Below are 25,682 nucleotides of genomic sequence, written 5' to 3' on the forward strand. Positions count from 1 at the left end.
GTATGCTATTTATAAAAATGATTTTCTTCTTTTCCTTTATTCGGAAAATTCTAATGCATAGCTTTTTCACTCAACAGCGAACTATCCCTGTCAAGCGTTGGCTAAGTATTGGGTTGAGGTGTCTGCACTTAGTGGGTATTTGTGGCCTGTCGGGAGCCTACCTGTTTTCTTTGCCTGAGTCTGAATGGTATGGATACTTGCTAGTAACATTAGTCAGTGGCTTCTTGATGATGTTTAAAGAGATTTATCAAGATACTATCTGCCTGTTGCAGTTGCGTGGGCAAGTGATCTTATTAAAAATCGCATTATTAGGTTTGGCTGCGACCTTCTTTCCAGAGATGGACCGGTTAGTGTTTATAGTAGTTATAGTGATTTCAGGTGTCATTGCGCATGCGCCGGGCAAATTACGATATTATTCGGTCTGGCATCGTTCTGTATTAACGCATGAAGTGCTATTGGGTTCTGATGTCGACAATAATAGCCATAAATAAGTGAGCATCGTGTTAGAAATACCTACTAGTTGGCGACCGTATTTAGCTGATGAGTTTGACGCTTTGTATATGCAAGAACTGCAAAAGTTTTTGCAGCTAGAAAAGCCGCACAATGTAATTTTTCCACCAGAAGAGCATTGGTTACACGCCTTACAAGCTACACCGCTGAATAAAGTCAAAGTCGTAATCATTGGCCAGGATCCATATCATCAACAAGGGCAGGCTCATGGCCTCAGCTTTTCAGTTAAACCAGGTGTTAAAATCCCGCCTTCGTTGCTTAATATTTACAAGGAGCTAGAGAGCGATTTGGCTATCCCTCGTGCTAATCACGGGTATCTAGAAAGCTGGGCAAAGCAAGGTGTGCTGTTGCTTAACGCGGTGCTGACAGTCAACGATTCATGCCCCGCCTCGCACCAAGGAAAAGGCTGGGAGCAGTTTACAGATAAAGTAATTGATGTGGTGAATAGAGAGTGTGATCACGTTGTTTTTTTACTTTGGGGCAGTTATGCACAGAAAAAAGGCACAGTAATTGACGGTACACGTCATTTGGTTTTGGAAGCGCCTCACCCATCGCCGTTAGCGGCTTATCGTGGTTTTTTTGGTTGTTGTCATTTCAGTCAAGCGAATACTTATTTGTTGAAGGAAGGCAGAGGCCAGATAAATTGGGCTTTGCCTGATATTAGTAAATAGCAGGTAAGGGGTAAGTGTTGAAAAACCAGTTAGCCTAATGCTGACGATGGTTTGATTCTCAAATAAAACGGCCTTTATGGCCGTTTTTGCATTTTAGGTCATAGTGGGTATACGACGAGTAAAAAGATCTACTTGGATGCTTTATTGATATGGGCTATCATATAAATAGTGATTTACTTAATTTTTTAGATAGTGAGTATTTATATGGCTAGAGTGTCTAAGGAAAAGCAAGAAGAAATCCGTCGTCTAATTATTCATACCGCGGTCGAAATGTTTTCCGAAAAAGGGTTTGATTCGACCACTATGAAGCAAATTGCACGAGAAGTAGGTATCGGCGATGCAACTATCTATAAATATTTCTCTAGTAAAGATAAGCTCATTTTTGGTTACTATGGTTTGCGGGCAGAAGAAGCGGTAGAGAGCTTTACCCAAGAGTCCGATTTAGAGCGTTATTCGCTGCAGGAAAAAATTCAGCTTCTAATTGATATTTATCTTGAGAATCTTCTCCCTGATCGAGAGTTTGTGGCTGATAGTCTCCAAATGATTATGCAGTCCCCCAGTGTATTATTTGAAGATGTGACTCCAGTTAGAAAAGAATTTGTTGGCTTGATCCACGATATGCTTACCGAAGCAGAGAAGTCGGGAGAGATTGAAAAATCCTCATTTACTGCTTATACCGCAAAGCTTACAAATGACTTTATTCTCGCGATATTACTCTATTGGGTTAAGGATGATTCTGATGAGTTTAGTAATACCACTCAGTTGGTGGACATGTCTTTATCTCTGGGTATAGAAATCCTTAAAACCGGTATAGTGAGCAAAATGACTGATTTGGTAGGCTTCTTCGTAAAAGCTCATTTGTTTAAGTTTATGGGAAGCGATTTTCTCAACAAAATGATTCTCGCAAAATCATTTTCACGATAGGGACATAAAATGCCTACTGAATCAGATATTCCCGTTTCCAAGTTAAAGAGAAGTGCGTTGACTGGCATGACCGCAGCAAGAGTCGGTATGAAACATGCGGGTTACAAAGCTAGATCAATGCTTATAAAACCCGAAAACAAGCAAGCCTCTAAGCTCCTTCATGAAGAACAAGTTGGTGATTTAGTTTTTTCAGTACTAACTCAACTTCGTGGGACGGCACTAAAAGTCTCACAGATATTGAGTATGGAGGCAAACATTCTTCCTACTCCTATTCGAGAAAAGCTAAAAGAGGCGTGTTATCAGGTGCCTCCAATTAATCGTGCTTTGGTTAGAAAACAATTAGTCCAGGAGCTGGGTAAGTCACCCAATGATCTTTTTCATCAGTTTGATAGTCATGCATTCGCTGCAGCGAGTATTGGGCAGGTTCATCGTGCTACCACTTATGATGGTGCTGATGTGGCGGTAAAAATTCAATACCCTGGTATTGCTTCTACTATAGAAAGCGACCTGAAAATAATAGAGACACTCTTTTCTGCACTTTCAAGAACCAGTGACTTGTTGCCTCAAAGAAATGTTCTATCGATAATGATGGACGAAATGCAAGATCGGTTAAGAGAAGAAGTTAATTATCATGTAGAAGCGGATAACATTAAATGGTTTAAAGGTAATGTTGTGTTAGCCGGAGTGACCATCCCTAGTGTTGTGGATGAGCTATCTAGCAAAAGAGTCTTGACCCTAGAAATGTTAGAAGGTTTGCACGTAACTGAGTGGCTCGCCACTAGCCCTTCACAGCAACAAAGAAATCGAGTGGGGCAACAATTATTTGATTATTTTTGGTATTGTGTTTTCGACTTGAAACGAATTAATGCTGACCTTCACCCCGGAAATTTTCTTATCTTGAAAGACGAAAATCTAGGCGCTCTGGATTTTGGATGCGTGCGCAGTTTAGACAAAGATTTTATAGCGGCCTTTGTAAACTTAATTCCGGCCTTAGTAGAAACCTTTCATAATGGGCGAAATACTGAACAACTACTCATAGTCTATCAGTCGCTCAAAGTGATATCAGATGAGATGACTTTGGAGCAGTTTGAAAGCGATGTATTACCTTCCATTGAACCCTTCGGACGGTGGCTTTGCGAAGCTTATGTTGGAGATGAGTTTGACTTTAGTTTGAAACAAGCCTGTCCTGGAAAGCCATCTGAAGATAGTCGTAAACTAGTTAAGCTTTTGAATGGTTTTTATCATGAGCAACTGTGTTTTGATCGAGCACACCTTGGACTAATGAATTTGCTCACAGACATTGGTGCGGTTGTTAAAACCGATTGGGTGCGCTTTTGTCAAAATAAAGCGGTTTAGTTTTCATCGCTAAGTTTTTTTTGGGCAATTACCGGTGGTGGGGCTCACACACCGGTTACGCTAATTATCTTTTCGATTCAAATAGCTCAGGATCTAGCTCGTAAGGCAGAGACAGTAGTTGTAATTCAGGGCCTAACGTATCAGTTAGATGAATAGCGTGCTCGTCAGCTTGTGTCTTATTTATCACGGCTAATAACGTTGCTTCACCCTCATCAGACCAACTTGCAAGTACAACCTGCCCTACATTGTTTTTATTAATGCTATGTAATTGGTCACCTGCGTTGGGTAGCTCAGCTGTTTTTACCTGCGCGAGGTACATAGGTTTGGTCAATTTCCCACGATGCTGTAGGCGTGTCACTATCTCTTGGCCGGTGTAGCAGCCCTTGGTGAAGCTGACTCCTTTAAGTGCTTGAAGGTTTGTCATTTGTGGGATGAACGTTTCTAGCGTAGCGCTACGCAAGTCAGGAATACCCGCCTGTATTTCTGCAAGAATCCACTCTTGAGTTGTGCCTAGAGGAGCGAGGCGTGTGAGCTGTGCTAATACTGCTTCGGCTTCGTCTGCCGGTAGCCAAAGTTCGTAACGGTCGCCAGGAACCTTAATAGCTATCATATTACCGGCGTGAATGGCTTTATCGGTTTCAGAAGGAAGTTTATCAAAAAGCTTTTCAACTAACGTGCCGGCGCCGGGTCCTATAAGTCCGAACCCAATGATGTTCTCGCTTTGATCTTCTGCTTCTGCTTTAGAGAACATGATGTACTTTTTAAGGTTTTTTAGTCCACCTTCTAGCATATCTTGATGAGTTCGCAGCCAGAAACCGCCTTCAGTTGAAATTACACGATACAGCGCTAACATGCCTCCTTTGATATTACAGTGGGCACCCAAACGGCTTCCTAAATCGCTAACATCACTCATGTCGCAGGTGAGTTGGCCTTGGAGAAATTTTTCTGCTTCAGGGCCTAAAACGCTAATTGCTTTGTCATGAACAAGTGGGACTATACATGTTTGGCTATCATGATCTGCAACCGTGATTACCTCGTCGCCTTGCTCAGAAAGGGTGACTTGATATGTATGCAATAGTGTTTGCCATTGGCTCATTGTGTCTATCCTGTGTAATCGGGTGCGCTATTGGTGAGTAGCTATTTTTTCGCCAAGGTTTACAGCTGATTCGGCTTTCAATGTGTCTATCCACTCAATAGCATTAGGGCCAAATAATAAAACCACAGTTGAACCTAGCTTAAAGCGTCCCATCTCATCACCTTTTTCTAGTGTGATAGGTGCTTTAGGTTCAGGAGAATAGGGGGTTCGCACTGTTTGTCGTAACATCGGCGCTACTTGCCCACCCCATACGGTTTCAATACCGGCAACAATCATGGCGCCAACTAATATCATCGCCATGGGACCGGCTTCTGTATCAAATATCGCGACTAGCCGCTCATTACGAGCGAACAGCTGGTCTACATTTTCTGCTGTTGTCTGGTTAACCGAAAACAAGTCACCAGGTACATAAATTGTTTCGCGTAGCGTGCCTTTGAAGGGCATATGTACACGATGATAGTCTCTCGGTGATAAGTATATGGTGGCAAAATAACCATTTTTAAAGGGGGTTGCGAGTTCTTCGTACCCGCCAAGCAGTGTGGTTAAGCCATAGCCTCTACCTTTTGCTTGGAAAATCCTTCCGTGTTCAATGGCACCCATCTGGCTAATAGCTCCATCTGCTGGTGATACAATAGCAGTAGCTTCTTGGTTTATCTCTCGGCTGCCAGGCTTTAGCTCACGCGTGAAAAAAGCATTAAAAGAGGGGTAGGCTGTTGGCTCTTCAATTAAGGCCTCTGCCATATTGATACGGTATTTTTTCGCAAACCAACTTATGAATCGGTTTTTAACCCAAGGGTTTGTACAGTCAGCAACGCGACCCGCCAAACGAGATAGTAAATGTTGTGGAACGACGTGTTGAAAGAGAATAAAAAGTTGCTGCTTCACCAAAAACTCCAAAAAATAACGATAGAATATGTTTATATTTCGACGGGTGTATCTTCTGCATTTCCCCATTCGAACCAGGAGCCGTCATAGCATTTGATTTTCTTCAGCCCTGCGTGGAGTGCTGCAATATAGGTGAGGCCTGACCTGCGATGAGTTTGGCAGTGAGTGATGACTGTTTTTTCAGGATCAATGCCAGCACTCATAATCATCTTCATTAATGTCTCAGGTGAAGCTAGTACAGGTGGTTCTTGTTGGATTAAGGTATCGGTCCATTCGAGCCACTGTGCGCCAGGAATATGCCCCCCTTTAGCGGCATTAACAATACGCTCACCGGTATATTCTGCATGAGACCTTGCATCCCAAATAGAAATATCAGAGGTTTTTATATGTGTTAATAAATACTCTTTATCTGCTATTAGCTCGCTAGAGGCTGATACTGTTAGTGAGGAGGGTATCGCTGGGTTGTTTGTTTGTTCTGTGGCATAGCCCGCAGTAGTCCATGCAGACAGGTGCCCATTAAGAAAGGAAGTGTTTGTTAGCCCGACACAATGCATGCTCCAGATAAAGCGTCCTGCTAAAGGGCCATTTTGATCATCGTATACGACGACATGACTTCTGTGTGTAATGCCAATGTCCGAAAATAATTCTGAGAGCTGTTGATCGCTCGGTAGTTTGTTGGCCACGGGAGCTGTGCCACGCAATAAGCGATTCGCATCTACCCAGATAGCCCCTTGGATATGTTGTAGTGAGTAGTTATCGTGCGAAGAAAGATCAAGAACAATCAGGTCTTCTTTGCCAATAACAGAAGAAAGCTGGGCTGGGTTAATAACCAGAGGGAGAAGCATAGTTGTCTCTCACATGAATGCCGGAAATCGATCATAACGATTTGTGCGTGATGGCTCAATCTGAAAAATTGTTTTTTACATGCGTTTTAGTGCTAACGTTGCTGCCGTGCAGAGATATCTAAAGCGCTGGTGGTGGAATTCTGTAAAAGGTAAGCCCGCATCTCCTGAATCAGCATAGATAACAGCGACGGGTACTTTTCCTTTGAAAATTGACATCATTAGGCTGTCGTTTTCGGGTAGCTGAGCACTATAAGCATCCGGCATTAGCTTAATATATTGATGTTTATTCTCTTTGGTAATCCAGATGCAAGCAGGTTTGTCGCAGAGCTTTTTAAATATGCTTGGGATTTGTAAATCAATTTCGTAACTGGCAAAAGGGTGCTCTTTTTCTATACCGACTACTTGTGCGGCTCTCATCTTATGACTTTTTGTATTGACTAAGTTTAATGCAATACGTTTTAAGCCTAAGCCCTGAATCAATCCCTGCATCAGTCCTTGCAGGATATGCGCTGGTTTAGTGTACAAGTGATAGTCTTTCAAAAAGCGTTCGACAATTTGTTTGTAGATTTCTTCATCTACCAGTTTTTCAGGTACGTTGGTTTGCACCTGTGCTGCAGGCTTTATTTTAACGGGTACCTTTTTCTGCTTAGGCTTTGGTTTTTCTGGCGTAGGGTACTTGGTTGTGAGGAGCTCTAATTCGCGTTTGCCCAGCTTATAGTTATTTGGATATGACGATGAAATCATAAGCATTTCAGCGGCTGGAGCGAGTGTTCCTGGTGCATGATACTCTCGTGATGCATCCGCACATAACGTATGTAAAAGTGCTAGTGTTGAGTCCGTATCTAAATTTAAATAATCACTGATAATATCAGTTGTTTTTATATTGCGGGTTGTTCGCCAGCCCCGGCTAACAATCAAGGAAAGCCAATTGGCTAGCTTTATTGGGAAATGGCGTTCTTGTGTTAGGTGGTTGAGTTCACGTAGTTCTTCTTCGCTTAAGCGTGGGTCAGATAAGGCACGTTGGTGTAATTTGGCTAACAGTCCTTTAGAGGGAGATGTATCGGGGTCTTGCGCTTGTAAAGTTAGCTCGGAGAAACCCCATTGTTCAGATAGTCCCATGGATATCTGTTGCATGGTGCAGCCAAGAATATCGTGTTCAGCGAGTGTTGGGTCAATATCTTCTTCCCATATTTTTATACGCACCTGATGCATGTGTAGAGGTGCATTTAACCATAGAGCCCATAAGCCGATACTATAAAATAAGGACGCTAAGTAGACCTCTTCGGTAAATGGGAGTCGTTTCATTTGTTGCCATGTGCGCGCCTGCACCGCTGCATGATGACTATTAGCAACCGTACGTAGGTATTGCTTTTGTTGCACGCTAGAGGGGTTGAGCTTCACGGGTTGTAGTGATTTTGCTAACTGCGTTAGAGGGTCTATGCCTAGGGATGATACCGCATGTTCAATACTGGTGACGTGTGAACCTTTTGCCGCATGTACCTTTTCAGCAGCTCTTACAACATGTAAACACAGAACTGGATCAGATCGAACCAATGCTGTTAGGTGGCTGATCATGGTGGAATCTTTACCAAGCAATATTTTCAAGCGTTTTAGGCTGCTGGCACGAACAGGAAAGGGTTTATCTTTAAGGTAATCGACCCAAGCATCGACACCATAGAGGATTTCACTCTCTTCTTCCGTTTCCTGAATCTGTGCCTGCTCTTCCATCATAACTCTCTTTGTTATTGCCTAAAAAAGCGATGCTGAATGGGGCTGATTTATCCCTGTTCCAGCAGCGACCCTAAAATACGTTGATAACTTTCCATACGGCTAGCGCTGACGTCACCGTTCTCGATAGCACCCAGTATAGCGCATCCAGGCTCTTGGTCATGTTTGCAGTCTCTGAACTTGCAATGGCCTATAAAAGGGCGAAACTCAACAAAGCCATCAAGTAGCTTATCTGGTTTAATGTGCCAAAGAGCAAACTCTCTTATTCCTGGCGAGTCGATAAGATCGCCTCCTTTAGGGAAATGAAATAAGCGCGCTGTTGTCGTTGTGTGCTTTCCTTTTCGAGATAGTTCCGAAAGTTCACCTACCTTTATGTCGACACCTGGCAGCAATACATTAATTAAAGATGACTTGCCGACACCTGATTGACCCACAAAAACGCTAATTTTCCCGTCCAGTTCAGCCAGTAAGGGATCGAGTCCTTGTTCTAGTGTTGTAGAAGCCATCAGCACTCGGTAGCCAATTTTGCGATACCTAGCTAAAAGGTCTTCCATTTCCTGCTGATTCTCTTCAGTGATCAAATCAGCTTTATTCAATAGTAAAACAGGTTCTATATCACTTAGCTCAGCAGCAACTAAGTAACGGTCGATCAAGTTAGCGAAGGGTGTTGGTTCTACAGCAAAGGTGATGATGAGTCGGTCAATATTAGCCGCAACAGGCTTTAGTTCGCCATGGTTAGTTGGGCGAATTAGTTCGCTAATGCGGGGAAGAGCGGCTACAACAACACCATGCTCAAGGCCTGCGCGCCAGACGACTTTATCTCCTGTGACGAGTTGCCCTAGATGAGTTCGCAGGTGGCAGCGAAAGATCTGGCCGGCTTTTACGCCGTCGAGGGCTTCTACATCAACCTGCTTACCAAAGTGAGAAATGATAAGGCCTTGCTCTTCTGGCCCCAGATCTCCCCCTTCGAGTTGCTTCTCCACTTTGTTGTCTTTGCGTGCCGCACGATCAGCACGCTCTTGTTGTACTTTTTCTATACGCCATGCCTGACGGCGATTAACTTTACGTTTTGCCATTAAAAATAACTACCTGGTCATCTCACCGACATGTCGTGCTTCGTGGTAAGGTATTCTGAATTGTGAATCATTATAGAGTGCTATCAATTTAATTAAGAGGAATATATATGTCGCGTAAAGATAATCTCATCTGGATCGATCTGGAAATGACCGGTTTAGATCCCGATACTGATTATATTATCGAGATAGCAACGATTGTGACGGATGCTAATCTTAATGTTTTAGCTGAAGGTCCTTCATTGGTTATTCATCAACCAGAAATGGTTATGGATAATATGAATGAGTGGTGTGTTAAGCAGCATGGTAAATCTGGGCTAACTCAACGGGTACATGAAAGCAATGTTACTGAGCGAGAAGCCGAGCAACAAACTATCGCTTTTATTGCGGAGTATGTAGATAAAGGTGCATCTCCGATTTGCGGGAATAGTATTGGACAAGATCGTCGCTTTTTACATCGCTATATGCCTGAGCTGGAAAATTATTTTCACTATCGTAATCTAGATGTCAGCACTATAAAAGAGTTAGCGCGTCGCTGGAAGCCAGAACTATTAAGCAATTTCAAAAAACAAGGGTCGCATTTGGCCATGGATGATATTCGTGATTCTATTGCAGAGCTACAACATTATCGAGCTAACTTTTTTAGGGAATAACTTGACCATTTTTTGCAGTAGATTAGGGTTGGGTGCTTTAAAGAGTCTGCATTCAGTGTTTAATTATGATTCTTTAAACACTGGACATCTAAAACGTGCACGGTTAAACCTTTAACAGTGATGATCTCTTTATCTTTTAACTCATGCATGATGCGTGAGAATGTCTCAGGTTGCATTGCTAGGCGAGAGGCTATTAAACGCTTGGCCATAGGGAGCTTTATGGTAGCGCTTTGTACGGATAAATCAGGTATATGAGCTAATAAAAAGCGAATTAAACGATGGCGTGCGTTTTGTATGGTTAGGGTTTCAATTTCATTCAACCATACATGTAGTTTTTCGGCCATTTTTGCCAAAAGGCGCTTACAGCAGTCAGGATTCATAGCAATGCTGTCCATATAAGCTTGGTTATTTATGGAAAGCACTTGTGTACAGCCAATGGCCTGTGCGCTGACAGGGTAACTACTGCCTTCCATAAACATAACGGCTTCAGCAAATGTTTGCTGGGGTTGGACAACCTCGATAATTTTCTCATTGCCATCTATAGAGAGTCTAAATAATTTTATCTTGCCCTCTAGCACTAGGTAAAAATTGTGAGCTGCATCTCCCTGCATAAAAAGATACTCATCATTTTTAAGTGATATGACGCGTGAATGCTCAGATAGTTGTGTGCTTATATCTGCTTCGTGAGCAGAAAAAAGTACATGCTTGCTTGCTATAGCCCAACTTTGTTCAAATGCTGGCTTAGATGTCATAAGAACATAAACCTAATTGGCAGTTAATTATTGCGTGTCATCACAGTAATTTGATATTAGGTTTAAGCATAAAGGATTATTAACAATTACGATAATTTTTTCACATGGCTTGTTTGATGTTTACTTCGCTATCGATAGAAAATTTTTCTGCTTCGTTTGGGAGCTGTCCCAGAATATTGGAGAGTGAAACAACGGAGCCGATAATGATAAGGCAGGGGGATTTCATTTTTCTATCTAAACAACGTTTAGCAATGTTACTTAAGTTTCCTGTCAGTAATCGTTGTTGTGGTGTTGTGCCTCTTTCTATCAGAGCAACTTCGAGAGTAGAAGGGCAGCCATGGTTTAATAGCTGTTGAGTAATAGTCTCTAGTGCTCCTAATCCCATATAAAAAACAAGGGTTTGGTTTGGCGATGAAAAGGATGGCCAGTCTAAATCTAGTTTTCCTTTTTTAAGATGCCCCGTAATGTACCGTACTGATTGAGCATGGTTGCGGTGCGTTAATGGTATGCCAACGGCTGCCGAGCAGCCTGCCGCTGCAGTGATGCCGGGTACTACTTCAAATGGAATGTTCGCTTCACAAAGAATTTCAGCTTCTTCTCCTCCTCTTCCAAAGGTATACGGATCTCCGCCTTTCAAGCGAATGATGCTTTTTCCTAAGTGGTACTGTTTAACGATTAAGTCATTTATTTCATCTTGAGGCAGGCTATGAAACCCAGCTTCTTTGCCGACAAATAAGCAAAGCGCGTCCTTAGGTACATGTGACATGATTTCAGCAGACACAAGTCGATCATAAATAACGCAATCAGCACTCTGGATGAGGCGAAGTGCTTTGACGGTAAGAAGGTCTGGATTGCCAGGGCCTGCTCCCACCAAAAAAACTTTGCGGTTTGTTTGCTTCTGAGTGCTTTGTAATATTGATGTAGGCACTTTTATTCCTTTTCCGCTAATAAATCCAGATCGTTTGATGGTGATCAGTATCCCCTTCTCTTTCGATGGAAAAATTGTTAAAAGTCAAGGAATCGAAATATTATAGGTTTAGTATCTGGAAAGTAATTTGTGATTAGGTATGTTTAATGAAGGTTGGTTTTAGTTGGTTAATTCTTGCGGCCTCGATATTTCTAGTCTTGCCTGTATCTGCCGATTCGTTATCAGCTCGCCAGCAGGAGCTTGAGCATCTTCTCAAGCATGACTGTGGTTCATGCCATGGAATGACACTGCAAGGTGGTTTGGGTTCTTCTTTACTACCGGGTGATCTAAAAGAACGTAGCGATGATGCTCTGTTTCAGGCAATAAAGCAGGGCTTGCCAGGGTTGGCTATGCCTCCTTGGGGGCCTTTACTCAGTGATAGTGATATTCATTGGTTGGTTGAGCGCCTAAGAAAAGGAAGTATGTAGTGAAGCGTAGAACAGTACTAAGCAGTTTAGGTGTATTGGTTGGAGCGTCAACATTAAGCGCCTGTGCCCCCCTATCTAATGAACTTCAATTTAACGCTGCGCCAGCATTGTCTTTACGGGGAACCGGGGACTTAGCGGTAGCGATTGCGCGGGCAGATGGGAAAGTTGCAATAATTGATACAAGTCAAGAAAAAATCATTGCAGAGGTTCCCGGCTTGGGGGATTTGTCACATGCATCTATAGTGTTTTCTCGTGATGCTAGGTTTGCATTTGTTTTTGGTCGTGACGGCGGTTTGACCCGAATTGATATCCTTGAACAGAAAATAACACATCGTGTTATTCAGGGAGGTAATAGTATCGGCGGAGCTATTAGTCAGGATGGATCACTGGTGGCTGTTTCGAATTATAAACCAGGCGGAGTAAAAGTATTCAGCAGTGCTGATTTGACTCAAGTAGCTGATATTCCGTGCGGCTCAAAAACAGTTGGATTAGTCGATGCCCCAGGACAACGGTTTGTATTTAGTTTGTGGGATAAAAATGAAATTTGGATTGCCGATTTCAGTAAATCTCCTTTCGAAATTACCCGCTTCGAAGATATCGGTCGCAATCCTTATGATGCGCTGATTACACCGAATGGCCGTTATTATATGGCAGGGTTGTTTGGTGAAGATGGTATGGCGCAGTTGGATTTATGGCATCTGGAAAAGGGTGTGAAGCGCGTTCTGCCAAACTATGGGCGTGGAGAAGAAAAGCTACCTGTATATAAAATGCCTCACCTTGAAGGGTGGGCTATCGCTTCTGGCAGAGCCTTTATTCCCGCGGTGGGGCGTCATGAAGTGTTAATTCTGGATACGCGCACCTGGCAAGAAGTAGGGCGAATTCCTGTTTTGGGGCAGCCTGTATTTGTTATGGCTCGCCCAGACGGGCGGCAAATATGGGTGAACTTCGCACATCCAGATAACAGTCATATACAAGTATTTGATTCTGAAACACTCGAGCCGCTGGAGCATTTGCAGCCTGGCTTGGGTGTGTTGCATATGGAGTTCTCTCCGCGAGGTGAGAGTGTCTGGGTATCGGTTCGTGATAAACATCAAATTAACCAATACGACACAGAGAGCTTCCAATTAAAAACACAACTATCTTTGCCTAGCCCTAGTGGTATTTTCATGACTGCACGAGCACATATGATCGGTCTGTAGGGCGAACGGAGGACGTGATGGAACTAACTGCAAAGCAACGCTTATTGTTAAATCAGTTTCAGCAAAAATTGCCAGCTAGTACCACGCCATATGCCGATATGGCTGAAGCTTGTGGCATGACAGAGGCTGCCGTTTTGGTGCAGCTTGAACAGTGGAAAGAACAAGGTGTACTTAGTCGGGTTGGCGGCGTTCTTAATCACCGCAAAGTGGGTGCCAGTACATTAGCTGCATTGGCTGTGCCGGATAACTGCTGTGATGAAGTGGCACAACAGGTGAGTGAGTATCAGCAAGTAAATCATAATTATAAACGTACTCATCGCTATAATATTTGGTTTGTTGTTACGGGGCGTGATGATGCAGAAATTGATCATGTGTTAGGAGATATAGCGCAGCGAACTGGTTATACACCCTTGAATTTGCCGATGCTGCAGCCGTTCCATCTTAATTTGGGGTTTGCATTATGAAAGCACTCGCGCCTTCGTTAAGTGTTATTGATTTAGCGTTATTGCACCAGTTACAAGAAGGCTTGCCTTTATGTGCACACCCTTATGAGGCATTGGCTAAAGAGCTTGGATGTAGTGAAGAGCTGCTGGCTGAAAGGTTAGCTTTTTTACAGCAGGATAATCAGGTGCGTCGTAGTGGGTTGATTATCCGTCACCGCCCTTTGGGTTTTAAAGCTAATGCTATGGTGGTGTGGAATCTTCCAGATTGTTCGCTGAAGCAACAGGCTGAGAAACTTGCTGCTGAAGAGTGTGTCACCCTTTGTTATGAGCGCCCACGTAGGCTGCCGGACTGGCCATATAATTTATTTACTATGATTCATGGGCGTGACGAAATACAAGTACGGGAACAGTTACAGCAAATACTCGAGCGTTTTTCATTGCAGCATATTCAGCATGAACTGTTATTTAGTGAATACTGTTATAAGCAGCGTGGAGGGCGATACCTGCATACTGACAAGGCTCCAATGGGGCCTGTTTATAGTCGCCATAATGTTACCTGTGGCGTAAGTGAGATGGCTCTTAATGGATGATTTTGATCGAGCGCTAATCAATCAGTACCAAGGCGGTTTTCCGTTAACTTCACAACCTTTTTTACAGCTTGCTGAACAGTTTGGTTGTACGGAAGATAAAGTAATTACACGTATAGAGTCATTGCTTGCTGACGGAACACTGACGCGTTTTGGCCCGTTGTATGATGTTGAAGTATTTGGTGGGCTGTTTGTATTGGCCGCGATAGAGGTGCCTGAAAACCGTTTTGAAGAAGTGACAGGAATTGTTAACGGCTTTAGTGAAGTTGCTCATAATTATGCACGTAATCATCGCTTAAATATGTGGTTCGTGATTGCTTGCGAGGTGGCAGAGCAGGCTGCAAGGACTATTACAGACCTAGAAGGTGCGACAGGTCTAAAAGTGTATGCTTTTCCTAAAGAAGAAGAGTTCTACATCAATCTTAGATTTGAGGTTTGAGGGTTAAACATGAGTCAGATTGAGTTGACTGAATTACAACGCCGATTGGTAATAGAGACACAAAGTGGTTTACCTTTGGTGGCAAAACCTTATGCGCAAATTGCAGCGACTTTAGGTTGCAGTGAAGAGCAGGTATTAGCGGATATGTCGTTGCTACTGGAAAAGGGTGTGATCCGCCGTATTGGTTTAGTTCCCAATCACTACCGTTTGGGTTATACGCATAATGCGATGACGGTTTGGGATGTGGATGATGCTCATGCCTCTGCATTAGGGGAAAAGGTAGGTGCGCTAGCATTCGTTAGTCATTGTTATTTGCGTCCACGGCACTTGCCATTATGGCCTTACCGTTTGTTTGCGATGGTGCATGGGAAAACCGAGCAAGACGTCGAGCAACAAATCGCATGCATTCATGAGCTATTGGGTGATCATTGCCGTCAGGCTGATCGCCTTTATAGTAGCAAAATTCTTAAGAAGACCGGAATGCGGCTCAAGCCCAAGTTCGTGCCTTTGCCTGTAGAGAAAAATTAAGGAGTTGCAATGTTCCGCTTAAGTCAGTTTGTAAGAGAGTTACTAGAGCCCGGCAGTCAGCGCAAGCCGGGTACACCACCAGGTCCTGTCGTTATTTGGAATCTTATCCGGCGTTGTAATTTGCTTTGTAAGCACTGCTATTCGATTTCTGCTGATACAAATTTCAAGGGTGAGCTAAACACCGAAGAAGCGTTAACAGTATTGAATGATTTAAAGCAGTTTAAAGTACCCGCGTTGATTCTGTCGGGTGGTGAGCCGCTTATGCGCCCGGACATTCATCAAATTGGTAAAGCGGCAAAAGCATTGGGAATCTACACGGGGTTGTCGACTAACGGTACTTTAATAAATGAATCGAACATCGATGAGATAGCAGAAGCGGGTTATGACTATGTGGGTATTAGCCTAGATGGTTTGAAAGAAACTCACGATGCTTTTCGTCGTAAAGACGGCGCTTTTGATGCGTCTTTACATGCTGTTAAGTTATGTATGGCTGCAGGAATCAAAGTAGGGCTTCGTTTTACTATCACTGCTGGAAATTCGCATGAATTACAAGATTTAGTGAAGTTGAGTGAAGATCTGGGCGTTGACAAGTTTTACTTATCTCATCTGAACTATGCAGGGCGTGGCAATAAAAACCGCGGAGAAGATGCTTTCCACCGCACGACTCGTGAAGCAGTGGATATGCTAATTGAGCAGGCTGTGTTGGATCATAAAAATGGTTTTCTGCGTGACATTGTTACGGGTAATAATGATGCGGATGGTGTTTACCTATACCAATGGGCGCAAAAGCATTTTCCTGAGCGTGCAGAAGGGTTGCGTGAGCAGTTAATTGCTTGGGGTGGAAACCAGTCAGGCCGTTATATATCGAATATTGATAATTTAGGTAATGTTCATCCTGATACTTTTTGGTGGGAACATTCTCTTGGAAATGTCCGTGAAAAACCTTTTTCTGAGATATGGGCTCACTCGGATGATCAGCTTTTAAAAGAATTCCGTATGCAACCTCGCCCTTTAAAAGGCCGGTGTGGTGCTTGCGAGCATAAGAGTATCTGTGGTGGTAATACCCGTGTAAGAGCATGGAAACTGCACGATGATCCTTGGGCGGAAGATCCAGCTTGTTACCTGACAGATGAAGAAATTGGTGTGGACTCCAGCCAATTTGCTGAGAGGATCAATGTGGAGAGCATGGCATGAGGTTGGCGCTTAAAACTGGATGGGGGCTGGTTATTGCTGGCTCGCTTTTAGCGACAACCGTAAATGCAATGGTTACTCCTGAGGCCGCTAAAAGCTTGTATCAGGAACAATGCGCTGCATGTCATCATGCTGAACGTTTGGGTGGTATTGGCCCAGCGCTTTTTCCGCAAAATCTTAAACGTTTACGTCAGAAGCAGGCCATCGAAGTCATTACGAATGGTCGAGCTGCTTCTCAAATGGAAGGGTTTGGGGAACGCTTGAGTACAGAACAAATAGCAGCAATTACAGACTTTATTTATTCTAAGCCTGCTCAGGTGCCACGTTGGGATGATGCTGATATTAAAGCAAGCCAAGTGGTGAGTTACCCTTTTGGTTCGTTACCTGATGAAATGAAATTTGTAGCTGATCCTATGAATCTTTTTATCGTGGTAGAAATTGGTGACCACCATGCGACGCTACTTAATGGTGACACTTTTGAACCTATTCATCGCTTTAAAACGCGTTTTGCTTTACATGGGGGGCCAAAATTCTCACCAGATGGGCGTTATGTATATTTTGCTTCTCGTGATGGTTGGGTGAGTAAATTTGATATTTATAACTTAAAAGTTACCGCAGAGATTAGAGTTGGTTTAAATACTCGCAATATCGCGGTTTCAAGTGATGGTCAGTATGTACTTGCGGGCAATTACTTACCGCATAGTATGGTGCTGCTTGATGCTCGGGATTTGACGCCGATAGAGCGAATTGATGTTGAGAATGAAGCAGGAGCAAGTTCTCGAGTTAGTGCCGTTTATAATGCGCCATCTAGAAGCAGTTTTGTAGCTGCGCTTAAAGATCTTTCAGAAATTTGGGAGTTTTCTTATGCTGACATTAAACAACCTGTAGATTCTGCCGCAACGCGCGCGACGCTACCTGCAAGACGCATAACTATAAGCGATTATCTTGATGATTTTTTGTTTGATCCTGATTATGACTTAGTGATGGGAACTACAAGACCAAAACAAGAAGGGAAAAAGCGTTCAGCTCAGGGGCAAGTGATTTCTTTAGATAGCGGTGAGCGTAAGGCAACCTTAGATCTTGCAGGTATGCCGCACCTTGGGTCAGGTATTAGTTGGGCTTATAACGGCCGTAGAGTTTTAGCAACGCCTAACTTAAGCACCAGTGAAGTCAGTATTATTGATATGGACAGTTGGGAAACGATTAAAAATATTCCAACTGAAGGTCCTGGTTTTTTTATGCGAAGTCATAAAAATAGCCCCTATGCGTGGGTGGATGTCTTTTTTGGCCCTGAAAAAGAGGCTGTGCATATAATTGATAAACAGACATTGGAAATTGTTAAAACTTTGCGCCCGGCAGTAGGTAAAGTCGCCGCACATGTTGAGTTTACAAAAGATGGTCGCTATGCGCTTCTTAGCATCTGGGATATGGATGGAGCGGTGATTGTTTATGATGCTCAAACCTTGGAAGAGGTGAAACGTATCCCGATGGTAAAACCATCAGGAAAGTATAATGTCTGGAATAAAACCCGCTATGAAGAAGGAACGAGCCATTAATAGATGAGCTCTATTCAACAATGACGGTGGCCTTCATCTCTGGATGAGGGCCGCAGCGATAAGGGAATTCGCCTGATTGATTGAAGGTCCTTTCATAACGGTCACCTGGGAATAAGTAATCGGGTTGTTTCGCATCAAACTGTTCAAACCAAACATTATGGTATTGACGTTTTTCCTTATTGACCCATACGATAGTATCGCCACTTTTTATGGATATTATCTTGGGAATAAACTCGAATTTATAGATGCTTACCTCGACGATATCGGCTTGTACGCTAAACGTGATTAGCAATGAAATGGCTCCTGCCATTAAGGTTTGATATGTCTTCATAACCCGCTCCGATTATCTTTATTTACCATGTCATAAGTAAACGTAAGTTTTTAATCTGATTGAGTCAATAAAATAACTTAAAGTTGACCTTTATCAAGTGCATGTTGCCTTGGGTTATTTAACATGTACCAGTCTGTTCAACTCTTGTTGGTTTTATACGTTCAGGGGATGAACATAAGAACAATAATCTCCGCAAAAGCGGAAGAGGAGAATTAGAGAATGAAGAAGCAAAATCTTGTTAAGCGACCTGCCTTATGGTTGACCGCTACTTCATTAACGTTAGCAGTTGGGTGGGCTAATGCTGCAGCAGCTCAGCCAGCAACACCATCCTTAAGTGAAGCTGACTTTGAACAAGCAAAAACAATGTACTTTCAGCGCTGCGCTGGCTGTCATGGTGTTTTACGTAAAGGTGCTACAGGTAAAAACCTAGAGCCTAAAGAGACGTTAGAATTAGGTCAAAAGCGCCTTGAACAAATTATCGCTTACGGTACAGAAGGCGGTATGAATAACTTTGATGATATTTTCTCTAAGAAGGAAATATCTACGCTAGCTACTTACATTCAGATGGAACCACCAGTGCCGCCAGAAATGTCTCTGGCAATGATGAAAAAGCACACTAAAGAATTCGTTTCACCTAAAGATTATCCTACCAAACCGATGCATGGTCGTAACTGGGAAAACTTCTTTGTAGTTATTGAGCGTGATGCAGGAACCGCTGCGATTATTGATGGCGATACTAAAGAAATAGTTGCTCACCTTGATACAGGTTACGCAGTACATGTTATCAAAGGCACGGAGCATCATAAAACGGAGCATCCTAAAGATGCTGTAGGTCGTTTCTGGTATACGATTGGACGTGATGGCAAGGTTAACAAGATTGACTTGTGGCAAACACCGGACAAAATGCTAGTTGCAGAAACTAAGATGGCATATGACGCACGTGATATCGCTGTGTCAGGTGATGGTAAGTACGTTATCGCAGGTGGTTACTGGCCGCCGCATTTCGTCATCATGGATGCTGAAACACTTGACCCACTAAAAGTTGTTTCTTCACGTGGTATCAATGTAGATGGTGAGTATGTAAATGAGGCGCGTGTCGCAGCAATTTACACTACACCTAACGAACCTACATTCCTTGTTGCTGTTAAAGAACTTGGCCAGATGTGGCAGGTTGATTACACTGACTTAGATAATTTGCGTATAGAGCAAATTAATTCTGCTAAGTTCTTGCATGATGGTTTCTTTGACCCTACTGGTCGTTACTTCCAGATCGCAGCAAATGCATCAAACAAAATGGTTGTTGTTGATACCAAAGAACGTAAGCTCGAGAAGATGATTGATGTTGCTAAATTGCCGCATCCTGGGCCTGGCGCTAACTGGATTGACAAAGAGTGTGGTCCTGTCGGTGGCACAACTCACTTAGGTGAAGGTTCTGTTTCTGTTTGGGGTAATGACCCTATGGGTCACCCAGATCAAGCTTGGAAACTTTGTTATGAAGTTGAAACAGATGGTGCTGGTGTCTTTATTCGTACGCATGAAACATCTCAGTATGTTTGGGCAGATCAGTTGAAACACCCAGAACCAGAAATTCAGCAGAGTGTTCAAGTATTTGATAAAGACACTCGTGAAATTGTTAAAACAATCCGTGTAACCGAAGAAGAAGGTAAAGCTGCGCTTCACATGGAATTTAACAAAGATGGTACTGAGGTTTGGGTTTCTGTATGGAACCGTAAAGATGCTAAAAACCCAACAGGTGAGATCGTAGTTTACGATGCTAAAACTCTTGAAGAGAAAGCACGTATTAAAGGTCTAACAACACCGACTGGTAAATTTAACGTCTTTAACCGTGTAAACCACAAAACTTAATACTGCTGTACGTGTAACAGGCATAGTTCGCTATGCCTGTTCTCGTTTGTACGGAGTTAATAAGTTTAAAGCAGATTTTCCTGATCCCTTCGCATCACACATATGGTCACCCCTATGGAAATTAAAACAGGTTTTATGTCACGCCGGTTAATACTAGGCACATCTATAGCTAGTGCCATTGTGTTTTTTGTCGTGGGTATCATTTTTTGGGGCGGTTTTAATACCGCAATGGAAGCAACGAATACAACCGAGTTCTGTATTAGTTGTCATGAAATGGAAGATAACGTTTATCAAGAATACTTACCGAGTATTCATTATTCGAACCGTACCGGGGTCAGGGCAGGTTGTCCGGACTGCCATGTTCCACGCCCGTGGATACATAAGGTGGTTCGTAAAGTACAAGCATCGAATGAATTATTACATAAAGCACTGGGTACTATTAATACCCCTGAAAAATTTGAAGAGCATAGGTTAAGGCTCGCAACGAATGTCTGGAATCAAATGAAAGATACAGATTCGCGGGAATGTCGAAATTGCCACGATTTTGAATCTATGAATCCTGAATTTCAGCGCCCTCGTGCACGTAAGCAGCATTTGAATGCTTTTGAAAGCGGGCAAACGTGTATTGATTGCCACAAAGGTATTGCTCACAACAGTGTACGACACCTTCTAAGTGATGAGGATTTGGAAGCGTTAGAAGCGCCTAATCCAGATTTTATTCGTGAAGTTCCTCAAATGTATATTGACGGATTAGCCAAGGTTGAAGCAAAAGAGGCTGAAGAAGCCGCTGCAGCAAGTTTAGTAAAAATTGAAGCTAAAGCTGCTGAGAAAAAACGTATTGAAGCCGCCGTCGCATCGGCGTTGGCTAGTCAGTCTAATAACACGTCGGGTGATAGTGCAACAACACAGAGTGCTAGCTCGATTAATGTAGATTGGAGTAAGGCTTCTAGCCGAGATGTTACGTTATTTTACCCCGGTGAAGCGTCAATTGAGTGGGTAATGAATGGTCGTGACCATGGCGGAGCTCGTCCATTTTTAAAAGGCGGTGAGCGCTGTGTTACTTGCCATGACAAAGAAACAGCAGATATGGGAGCTAGAATTGTTAGCGGAGAAGTCGCTGAGTCAGCTCCTATTCCTGGTAAGCGCGGTAGTATTCCGGTAACCGTAGAGTCAACTTACGATAATGAGTTTTTATACATGCGCTTCAGTTGGCAGGATGCAGAACATGTACCAATGCCTTCTGTAGAAGGTGGAAAAATGGATCCTAAGAACTCAATGAAATTGGCGCTGATGTTTGCAACAGATGATGTTGAGTATGCAGGCCAAGCGGGTTGCTGGGGTTCGTGCCATCATGATGCTCGGTCAATGCCTGATACACCTGCGCAAGATGTGTTAACGGCCAGTGGTTTAGGTGAGCGTTTAGATTTAGCGGGTGGGGTGACTAAATATATTAAAGAGTCACGTACCAAGCTAGAAGTGAAAGGGCGCCGTGGTAAACCAAGAGGTGGATGGGATAAGCTTAAATCAGATGAAGAGCTGGCTGCCGAAATGAGTGAAGGTCATTTTATGGACATTATTCGCTTAAAAGCTGGGGAAAATGTGGTTGAGGATGGTGTTCTACTGGCTGATAGGAAAATGGCTGGTGGGCAGGGTGCTGAGTTTGATGCTTCGCTTAATGGCGGTTCATGGGTTGTTATTATGAAACGTAAATTAAAATCTGATAAAGAAGGCGATATTAGTATGGCTGAAGAAAGCTTGTATAATATTGGCTTTGCGATTCATGATGACTATTCAAATGCTCGTTTTCATCATGTATCACTGGGATATAAATTAGGTTTTGGTAATGCAGAAGCCGAGTTTAATGCTACCAAGCAATAGACATTTTCGTTATTAATCAGCCAAGTATTGGCTCGTGCGAGTTGAGAAGGAACAGTGCCTGTAGGCTGCTGTTCCTTTTCTTGTTTAAATATGGACTCATGTAAAACGTATCCCTCCCCTGCATTACCAGGTGACTTGGCAATGTGGATTTTTATTATCGCCGAGCTTTCCGTCTTTGCTCTGTTGTTTTTGTTATTCAGTTATTTGCGTAGCAGCGACTCAATGACTTTTCTAGCCGGGCAGCAAACATTGCACCCGCAAGCGGGTTTAATTAATACATTAGCATTGCTGACCTCAAGTGCTTGTGTGGCTCAGGCTGTTCATATGGTGCGTCAGAACAAGTCCGGTGCATTTGGCTGGTTGCTGGTCAGTATTCCTGTAGGCTCTATTTATATTGTGGTAAAGATATGGGAATACCAACAACTAGTACGACAGGGGTTTGATCTTGATAGTAATCACTTCTACACAGGCTACTTTCTGCTAACGGGGTTTCACTTACTTCATGTTGTATTGGGGATCGTGATATTGGGCTTTATGTCCGTTAGGTTGTGGCGTGGTAGTTATCTTCCAGCGCAGATGAGCGGATTAGAAAGTGGAGCTTGCTACTGGCATATGGTTGACCTTGTCTGGGTTATTCTTTTCCCGCTGATTTATGTGATTCATTGATGAAACATCCTATTACTATTTGGCTGATTTTAATTTCCCTAACGTTAACCATGTTTATGCTGGGCGAGGTGCAGCCTAGTTCAGAAATCATCATGATCGTGTTGATTATCTCAGCAGTAAAGGGCTTGTTGATTGTTGCAGGATTCATGGAGTTGGCCGGTGTTAAGCACGTAGTCAAGCGGGGCTTGATGCTTTATTCACCTGTCGTCGTATTTCTTATCTCGTTGTTATTGTTATAGATGATTTTGAAACTGCATTTGAAGGGGTTTTAGAGAGTAACGCTGGTTTGCTCTGGTGTATGAACATTGACAATATCCTTATAAAACCGGAAGGTGTTTCGTCCAACCGCCTTGCTTTCATAAAGTGCTAAGTCCGCATTAGATATCAATGTGTCTATATCTGTACCATCGTTTGGAATCATGGCTACGCCAATACTAGCACTAATTTGTACGCTGTTTCCTGATAGTGTCATGGTGTTACTTAACGAGCGTAGTATTTTTTCAAGTATGGCCTCTATGTCTGAGCGACTGCTAATATTTTTTAAGAGTACTGCAAATTCATCACCACCAATACGCGCTACAGTATCATCTTCACGTGTGGTTGCTTTTAAGTGTAAAGCGACATTGATGAGTAGCTCATCGCCTATTAAGTGCCCCATGCTGTCATTCACCTGCTTAAACCCGTCTAGATCTACATATAACAGTGCGTAAGATTCATTATCTTTTTCTGAAGATGTTATAGCTTGCTCTAATAGATCGTTAAATAGCCGTCTGTTAATTAATTCTGTGAGTACGTCATGACTGGCAAGGTGTGCCATGTCATCAAAAGCAGTTTTCAATTTTGATATATCTTCCAGCACACAAATGATGTGAGTTGATACGTTTGTTTCAACGACCGGTGAAAGGTTTGCATGCATTCAAATACTATGGCTATCAGATGATTTATATTCAAAATCACCCTGCCATAAATTTTTATTTATGATGTGGTTATTAATGATGCGATAAAACTTATCATTAAATAAAGTTGGAATAAGGTTTGCAATGTTTTTGTCTTGGAATGATATATTAAAAAAATTGTCTGCTTGTAAATTGGTGTATTTTATAGTGCCTTCATGATCAAAAATAAGCACTATACTTTGGCTTTGGTCAATCGCTGTTGATAGAAATTCGATACTTTCCTTAGCATTTGCAAGACGTTTGGTGATTATGTTGGTTGATCTGATGATGATGAAAAGTACAAGGGTACAGCCTAATAAAAGAAATATCATGGGTCTTTTTGTTTTTGTTAGTACCTGATCACCGGGTTTTTTTGGAGACCAAGTAAGCTTTCCTATAGATTGATTTTTTCTATTCTTGATATCTATAAAAGCCTGTGAGCTATCAGCTTTTCCAGTTTGAGTAAATTGAAGCTCATCTAATTGAAATTGCTTTGATAATTTGGAAAGGAAGCTATTATTTAGTTGTTTGCCATAAATTAGTACGGGAGCTGGGCTGGGAAGTTGGCTTCCATCTTCAGGTGTTAGAACGGAAGCGGCTAATAATATGGGCGTATTATTAAAAATTGATATGCGAGAGGTGCCTTGTCGGGTTGGGGATGGTTCACGTGCTTTTTCGGCGAGCTCTTTTAGATCACTTACAAAGGTATGGTAAAAATTTTTATCGACTGTGACTCCGTTGCTTATAGCTACGATCGGTTTGTTTTTACCGTCTAAAACGATAACATTACTGATGTTGAAATTGTTAAGTAAGTACTTACCCAGCTTATTATCTATCCATTTCTGATCATGGCGGTAATAGGTGTTCTGAATCAAATCATCCCAATAAGAATAATCAGAGACATTAGATTCTAATTGAAGTAGTTTTTCTTTCAAAATGTTGTTGGCTGATGATATGGAGTGTGAGCGAGCCTCATCATTGGCCTGATTTGTACTATGAAAAATCACTGCAATCATTGCAAAAAGTGTGACGGTTAATAAGAAAATAAGGGCTAACACAATAGCATGTACCGGATTGCTCTGGCTTTTTTCCTTAATGTTCTCGATTAACATTTGTTGCATATCCACAAAAGTTCGTAAGTCAATTCCACCTTAAGCAAGTATGGTTTATGTCGCCGAAAAAAGACAGTAAGATATGAGTGGTTATTAGGTTTTTAGTTACATGGTTTTTGGTTATTTTGGCGAATATGCGTTTGAGTGATTTGTCATTGTTACACCTAAAATAACCAGTACGCCCCCCAGTAACATGGATATCAGTATTGGTTCTCCTAATAACAACATGGCTAGCAATACACCAAAAACAGGGACTAAGTTGGTAAATATCGCCGTTCTCGAAGGGCCAATTGCTTTAATTCCTTGGTAATACCAGACAAAACAAATAACAGTGCCAAATGCTCCCAAATAAATCACTGATCCGATAGATAACAAAGACAGTTGATTGAAGTCGGGTTCCGGTGGGAAGAGTAGTGTTGTGCCCATTAGCAGAAACAATCCCCATAACGTTGCATAAGTAGTTGCTGCAAGTGGACTGAGACCTTTGAGAGCATAACGACCAATGATGGTATAAGTCGCCCAGCTGATAACAGCACACATCATATATATTTCTCCTTGGCCAAAGACATTAGATAAGTCGTGTGCTGCGGCTAGTAAGTTGCCACGAGTGATAATAATGGCTGCTCCAACGAAAGCCAGTATGATTCCTAGCCAACGGATCACTCCTAATCGTTCACCAAATAGCAGACCAAGCACTAAAGCGGTAATAATCGGATTGAGCGAAACAAGCAATGCTGTTCGCCCTGCGGGCAAAGATGATAGGGCTTCAAAAAAGAACACGTTATATAAAAACACGCCACTAGCGCCAAGAAAGAAAGTAACCAATAATTGTTGTGTCGTTAACCTGGGAAGGCCTCCTTCTGTTTTGTAAACCCAGGCGATGAGTAGGACTGCGGCAACAATGAATCTTGCAGTCGCTGCTGTAATGGGCGGTAGTGTTTCCATTAATGAATGCCCAGCAATAAATGTTCCTCCCCAGACAAAGGCCACAGTTGTTAGCTTTAAGTAAATTCTTATTAATGAGGGTGTTGTTAGCATTGCTGGGGAAGGTGTTGTCATGGAA

Annotated in this window: 28 protein-coding genes; 17 read left to right on the forward strand and 11 right to left on the reverse strand. The window is 42.6% G+C overall.

Annotation, left to right across the window (positions count from 1 at the left end; all coding sequences use genetic code 11):
• Positions 1–53 precede the first annotated feature (53 nt).
• From QZZ55_RS08110 to QZZ55_RS08125, 4 genes are all read left to right on the forward strand, one after another.
• Positions 54–491, forward strand: a complete 438-nt coding sequence (locus QZZ55_RS08110) for a hypothetical protein (protein ID WP_293266820.1) — start codon at positions 54–56, stop codon at positions 489–491.
• A gap of 6 nt (positions 492–497) precedes the next feature.
• Positions 498–1,181: a uracil-DNA glycosylase gene (ung, locus tag QZZ55_RS08115; protein WP_293266877.1), complete on the forward strand. Its 684-nt coding sequence runs from the start codon at positions 498–500 to the stop codon at positions 1,179–1,181.
• Between the two features lie 204 nt (positions 1,182–1,385).
• Positions 1,386–2,105, forward strand: a complete 720-nt coding sequence (locus QZZ55_RS08120; RefSeq protein WP_293266821.1) for a TetR family transcriptional regulator — start codon at positions 1,386–1,388, stop codon at positions 2,103–2,105.
• A 9-nt stretch (positions 2,106–2,114) separates the two neighbouring features.
• The gene (locus QZZ55_RS08125) at positions 2,115–3,461 is read left to right on the forward strand and encodes an AarF/ABC1/UbiB kinase family protein (RefSeq protein WP_293266822.1); all 1,347 of its coding nucleotides are present in this window, start codon (positions 2,115–2,117) and stop codon (positions 3,459–3,461) included.
• Between the two features lie 64 nt (positions 3,462–3,525).
• Here the strand turns inward: QZZ55_RS08125 and QZZ55_RS08130 are convergent, their stop codons facing one another.
• The 5 genes from QZZ55_RS08130 to rsgA form a co-directional block, all read right to left on the reverse strand.
• Entirely contained in the window at positions 3,526–4,557 is a 1,032-nt protein-coding gene (locus QZZ55_RS08130; RefSeq protein ID WP_293266823.1) for a folate-binding protein, read from the reverse strand.
• A 27-nt stretch (positions 4,558–4,584) separates the two neighbouring features.
• Positions 4,585–5,442: an archaetidylserine decarboxylase gene (gene asd, locus QZZ55_RS08135; protein WP_293266824.1), complete on the reverse strand. Its 858-nt coding sequence runs from the start codon at positions 5,440–5,442 to the stop codon at positions 4,585–4,587.
• A 32-nt stretch (positions 5,443–5,474) separates the two neighbouring features.
• Positions 5,475–6,287: a sulfurtransferase gene (locus QZZ55_RS08140; protein WP_293266825.1), complete on the reverse strand. Its 813-nt coding sequence runs from the start codon at positions 6,285–6,287 to the stop codon at positions 5,475–5,477.
• Between the two features lie 75 nt (positions 6,288–6,362).
• Positions 6,363–8,018 carry an HDOD domain-containing protein gene (locus tag QZZ55_RS08145; RefSeq protein WP_293266826.1) on the reverse strand — a complete coding sequence of 552 codons (1,656 nt, stop codon included), beginning with the start codon at positions 8,016–8,018 and terminating at the stop codon, positions 6,363–6,365.
• A 47-nt stretch (positions 8,019–8,065) separates the two neighbouring features.
• Positions 8,066–9,091, reverse strand: a complete 1,026-nt coding sequence (gene rsgA / locus QZZ55_RS08150) for a small ribosomal subunit biogenesis GTPase RsgA (RefSeq protein ID WP_293266827.1) — start codon at positions 9,089–9,091, stop codon at positions 8,066–8,068.
• A 107-nt stretch (positions 9,092–9,198) separates the two neighbouring features.
• Here rsgA and orn point away from each other — a divergent pair, with 107 nt between their 5' ends.
• Positions 9,199–9,741: an oligoribonuclease gene (orn, locus tag QZZ55_RS08155; protein ID WP_293266828.1), complete on the forward strand. Its 543-nt coding sequence runs from the start codon at positions 9,199–9,201 to the stop codon at positions 9,739–9,741.
• A 59-nt stretch (positions 9,742–9,800) separates the two neighbouring features.
• Here orn and QZZ55_RS08160 read toward each other — a convergent pair whose 3' ends face one another.
• Together QZZ55_RS08160 and cobA are read right to left on the reverse strand one after the other, a co-directional pair.
• A complete protein-coding gene (locus tag QZZ55_RS08160; protein WP_293266829.1) occupies positions 9,801–10,493 on the reverse strand; it encodes a Crp/Fnr family transcriptional regulator in 693 nt (230 codons plus the stop codon).
• A gap of 100 nt (positions 10,494–10,593) precedes the next feature.
• On the reverse strand, positions 10,594–11,421 hold the full coding sequence (cobA, locus tag QZZ55_RS08165) for a uroporphyrinogen-III C-methyltransferase (RefSeq protein WP_293266830.1): 828 nt from the start codon (positions 11,419–11,421) through the stop codon (positions 10,594–10,596).
• Positions 11,422–11,567: 146 nt separating this feature from the next.
• On the opposite strand from cobA, the gene QZZ55_RS08170 reads away from it, so the two are divergent.
• From QZZ55_RS08170 to QZZ55_RS08205, 8 genes are read left to right on the forward strand one after another with little or no spacing between them, the layout of a single operon-like run.
• Positions 11,568–11,888, forward strand: a complete 321-nt coding sequence (locus tag QZZ55_RS08170) for a cytochrome c (RefSeq protein WP_293266831.1) — start codon at positions 11,568–11,570, stop codon at positions 11,886–11,888.
• A complete protein-coding gene (locus QZZ55_RS08175; RefSeq protein WP_293266832.1) occupies positions 11,888–13,087 on the forward strand; it encodes a cytochrome D1 domain-containing protein in 1,200 nt (399 codons plus the stop codon). Before QZZ55_RS08170 ends, QZZ55_RS08175 begins: the two co-directional genes overlap by 1 nt.
• A 17-nt stretch (positions 13,088–13,104) precedes the next feature.
• A complete protein-coding gene (locus QZZ55_RS08180; RefSeq protein WP_293266833.1) occupies positions 13,105–13,551 on the forward strand; it encodes an Lrp/AsnC family transcriptional regulator in 447 nt (148 codons plus the stop codon).
• Positions 13,548–14,120: a hypothetical protein gene (locus tag QZZ55_RS08185; RefSeq protein WP_293266834.1), complete on the forward strand. Its 573-nt coding sequence runs from the start codon at positions 13,548–13,550 to the stop codon at positions 14,118–14,120. Before QZZ55_RS08180 ends, QZZ55_RS08185 begins: the two co-directional genes overlap by 4 nt.
• Positions 14,113–14,556 carry an Lrp/AsnC family transcriptional regulator gene (locus QZZ55_RS08190; protein ID WP_293266835.1) on the forward strand — a complete coding sequence of 148 codons (444 nt, stop codon included), beginning with the start codon at positions 14,113–14,115 and terminating at the stop codon, positions 14,554–14,556. Before QZZ55_RS08185 ends, QZZ55_RS08190 begins: the two co-directional genes overlap by 8 nt.
• Positions 14,557–14,565: 9 nt before the next feature.
• Positions 14,566–15,084, forward strand: a complete 519-nt coding sequence (locus QZZ55_RS08195) for an Lrp/AsnC family transcriptional regulator (RefSeq protein WP_293266836.1) — start codon at positions 14,566–14,568, stop codon at positions 15,082–15,084.
• A 9-nt stretch (positions 15,085–15,093) separates the two neighbouring features.
• Positions 15,094–16,278, forward strand: a complete 1,185-nt coding sequence (nirJ, locus tag QZZ55_RS08200; protein WP_293266837.1) for a heme d1 biosynthesis radical SAM protein NirJ — start codon at positions 15,094–15,096, stop codon at positions 16,276–16,278.
• Positions 16,275–17,831 carry a cytochrome D1 domain-containing protein gene (locus tag QZZ55_RS08205; protein WP_293266838.1) on the forward strand — a complete coding sequence of 519 codons (1,557 nt, stop codon included), beginning with the start codon at positions 16,275–16,277 and terminating at the stop codon, positions 17,829–17,831. Before nirJ ends, QZZ55_RS08205 begins: the two co-directional genes overlap by 4 nt.
• Positions 17,832–17,841: 10 nt before the next feature.
• Here QZZ55_RS08205 and QZZ55_RS08210 read toward each other — a convergent pair whose 3' ends face one another.
• Positions 17,842–18,162, reverse strand: a complete 321-nt coding sequence (locus QZZ55_RS08210) for a plastocyanin/azurin family copper-binding protein (protein WP_293266839.1) — start codon at positions 18,160–18,162, stop codon at positions 17,842–17,844.
• Positions 18,163–18,381: 219 nt separating this feature from the next.
• Between QZZ55_RS08210 and QZZ55_RS08215 the strand changes: the two genes are divergently transcribed.
• The 4 genes from QZZ55_RS08215 (at position 18,382) to QZZ55_RS08230 (ending at position 22,811) form a co-directional block, all read left to right on the forward strand.
• Entirely contained in the window at positions 18,382–20,028 is a 1,647-nt protein-coding gene (locus tag QZZ55_RS08215) for a cytochrome D1 domain-containing protein (protein WP_293266840.1), read from the forward strand.
• A gap of 114 nt (positions 20,029–20,142) precedes the next feature.
• Positions 20,143–21,906, forward strand: a complete 1,764-nt coding sequence (locus QZZ55_RS08220; RefSeq protein ID WP_293266841.1) for a NapC/NirT family cytochrome c — start codon at positions 20,143–20,145, stop codon at positions 21,904–21,906.
• 141 nt (positions 21,907–22,047) lie between these two features.
• Positions 22,048–22,572 (forward strand): cytochrome c oxidase subunit 3 family protein, encoded by a 525-nt coding sequence (locus QZZ55_RS08225; RefSeq protein ID WP_293266842.1) that lies wholly within the window; start codon positions 22,048–22,050, stop codon positions 22,570–22,572.
• Complete coding sequence (locus tag QZZ55_RS08230) at positions 22,572–22,811, forward strand: cytochrome C oxidase subunit IV family protein (protein ID WP_293266843.1); 240 nt, start codon at positions 22,572–22,574, stop codon at positions 22,809–22,811. Before QZZ55_RS08225 ends, QZZ55_RS08230 begins: the two co-directional genes overlap by 1 nt.
• 29 nt (positions 22,812–22,840) lie before the next feature.
• Here the strand turns inward: QZZ55_RS08230 and QZZ55_RS08235 are convergent, their stop codons facing one another.
• The 3 genes from QZZ55_RS08235 to QZZ55_RS08245 form a co-directional block, all read right to left on the reverse strand.
• Positions 22,841–23,488 (reverse strand): GGDEF domain-containing protein, encoded by a 648-nt coding sequence (locus QZZ55_RS08235; RefSeq protein WP_293266844.1) that lies wholly within the window; start codon positions 23,486–23,488, stop codon positions 22,841–22,843.
• Positions 23,489–24,628 (reverse strand): CHASE4 domain-containing protein, encoded by a 1,140-nt coding sequence (locus QZZ55_RS08240; RefSeq protein ID WP_293266878.1) that lies wholly within the window; start codon positions 24,626–24,628, stop codon positions 23,489–23,491.
• Positions 24,629–24,739: 111 nt separating this feature from the next.
• Positions 24,740–25,678, reverse strand: coding sequence for a DMT family transporter (locus QZZ55_RS08245; RefSeq protein ID WP_293266845.1), 939 nt, complete (start codon positions 25,676–25,678; stop codon positions 24,740–24,742).
• Positions 25,679–25,682 lie beyond the last annotated feature (4 nt).

Source organism: Neptunomonas sp. (assembly GCF_016744175.1).
Taxonomy (GTDB): Bacteria; Pseudomonadota; Gammaproteobacteria; order Pseudomonadales; family Balneatricaceae; genus Neptunomonas.

What these genes read in the sequence shown, in the direction of transcription:
- QZZ55_RS08110 (WP_293266820.1), top strand. Translation starts at nt 54, where the DNA reads ATGCATAGCTTTTTCACTCAACAGCGAACTATCCCTGTCAAGCGTTGG.
- QZZ55_RS08120 (WP_293266821.1), top strand. Translation starts at nt 1,386, where the DNA reads ATGGCTAGAGTGTCTAAGGAAAAGCAAGAAGAAATCCGTCGTCTAATT.
- QZZ55_RS08125 (WP_293266822.1), top strand. Translation starts at nt 2,115, where the DNA reads ATGCCTACTGAATCAGATATTCCCGTTTCCAAGTTAAAGAGAAGTGCG.
- QZZ55_RS08130 (WP_293266823.1), bottom strand. Translation starts at nt 4,557, where the DNA reads ATGAGCCAATGGCAAACACTATTGCATACATATCAAGTCACCCTTTCT.
- QZZ55_RS08140 (WP_293266825.1), bottom strand. Translation starts at nt 6,287, where the DNA reads ATGCTTCTCCCTCTGGTTATTAACCCAGCCCAGCTTTCTTCTGTTATT.
- QZZ55_RS08145 (WP_293266826.1), bottom strand. Translation starts at nt 8,018, where the DNA reads ATGATGGAAGAGCAGGCACAGATTCAGGAAACGGAAGAAGAGAGTGAA.
- rsgA (WP_293266827.1), bottom strand. Translation starts at nt 9,091, where the DNA reads ATGGCAAAACGTAAAGTTAATCGCCGTCAGGCATGGCGTATAGAAAAA.
- orn (WP_293266828.1), top strand. Translation starts at nt 9,199, where the DNA reads ATGTCGCGTAAAGATAATCTCATCTGGATCGATCTGGAAATGACCGGT.
- QZZ55_RS08160 (WP_293266829.1), bottom strand. Translation starts at nt 10,493, where the DNA reads ATGACATCTAAGCCAGCATTTGAACAAAGTTGGGCTATAGCAAGCAAG.
- QZZ55_RS08170 (WP_293266831.1), top strand. Translation starts at nt 11,568, where the DNA reads ATGAAGGTTGGTTTTAGTTGGTTAATTCTTGCGGCCTCGATATTTCTA.
- QZZ55_RS08180 (WP_293266833.1), top strand. Translation starts at nt 13,105, where the DNA reads ATGGAACTAACTGCAAAGCAACGCTTATTGTTAAATCAGTTTCAGCAA.
- QZZ55_RS08185 (WP_293266834.1), top strand. Translation starts at nt 13,548, where the DNA reads ATGAAAGCACTCGCGCCTTCGTTAAGTGTTATTGATTTAGCGTTATTG.
- QZZ55_RS08190 (WP_293266835.1), top strand. Translation starts at nt 14,113, where the DNA reads ATGGATGATTTTGATCGAGCGCTAATCAATCAGTACCAAGGCGGTTTT.
- QZZ55_RS08195 (WP_293266836.1), top strand. Translation starts at nt 14,566, where the DNA reads ATGAGTCAGATTGAGTTGACTGAATTACAACGCCGATTGGTAATAGAG.
- nirJ (WP_293266837.1), top strand. Translation starts at nt 15,094, where the DNA reads ATGTTCCGCTTAAGTCAGTTTGTAAGAGAGTTACTAGAGCCCGGCAGT.
- QZZ55_RS08205 (WP_293266838.1), top strand. Translation starts at nt 16,275, where the DNA reads ATGAGGTTGGCGCTTAAAACTGGATGGGGGCTGGTTATTGCTGGCTCG.
- QZZ55_RS08210 (WP_293266839.1), bottom strand. Translation starts at nt 18,162, where the DNA reads ATGAAGACATATCAAACCTTAATGGCAGGAGCCATTTCATTGCTAATC.
- QZZ55_RS08215 (WP_293266840.1), top strand. Translation starts at nt 18,382, where the DNA reads ATGAAGAAGCAAAATCTTGTTAAGCGACCTGCCTTATGGTTGACCGCT.
- QZZ55_RS08220 (WP_293266841.1), top strand. Translation starts at nt 20,143, where the DNA reads ATGGAAATTAAAACAGGTTTTATGTCACGCCGGTTAATACTAGGCACA.
- QZZ55_RS08225 (WP_293266842.1), top strand. Translation starts at nt 22,048, where the DNA reads ATGTGGATTTTTATTATCGCCGAGCTTTCCGTCTTTGCTCTGTTGTTT.
- QZZ55_RS08230 (WP_293266843.1), top strand. Translation starts at nt 22,572, where the DNA reads ATGAAACATCCTATTACTATTTGGCTGATTTTAATTTCCCTAACGTTA.
- QZZ55_RS08235 (WP_293266844.1), bottom strand. Translation starts at nt 23,488, where the DNA reads ATGCATGCAAACCTTTCACCGGTCGTTGAAACAAACGTATCAACTCAC.
- QZZ55_RS08240 (WP_293266878.1), bottom strand. Translation starts at nt 24,628, where the DNA reads ATGCAACAAATGTTAATCGAGAACATTAAGGAAAAAAGCCAGAGCAAT.
- QZZ55_RS08245 (WP_293266845.1), bottom strand. Translation starts at nt 25,678, where the DNA reads ATGACAACACCTTCCCCAGCAATGCTAACAACACCCTCATTAATAAGA.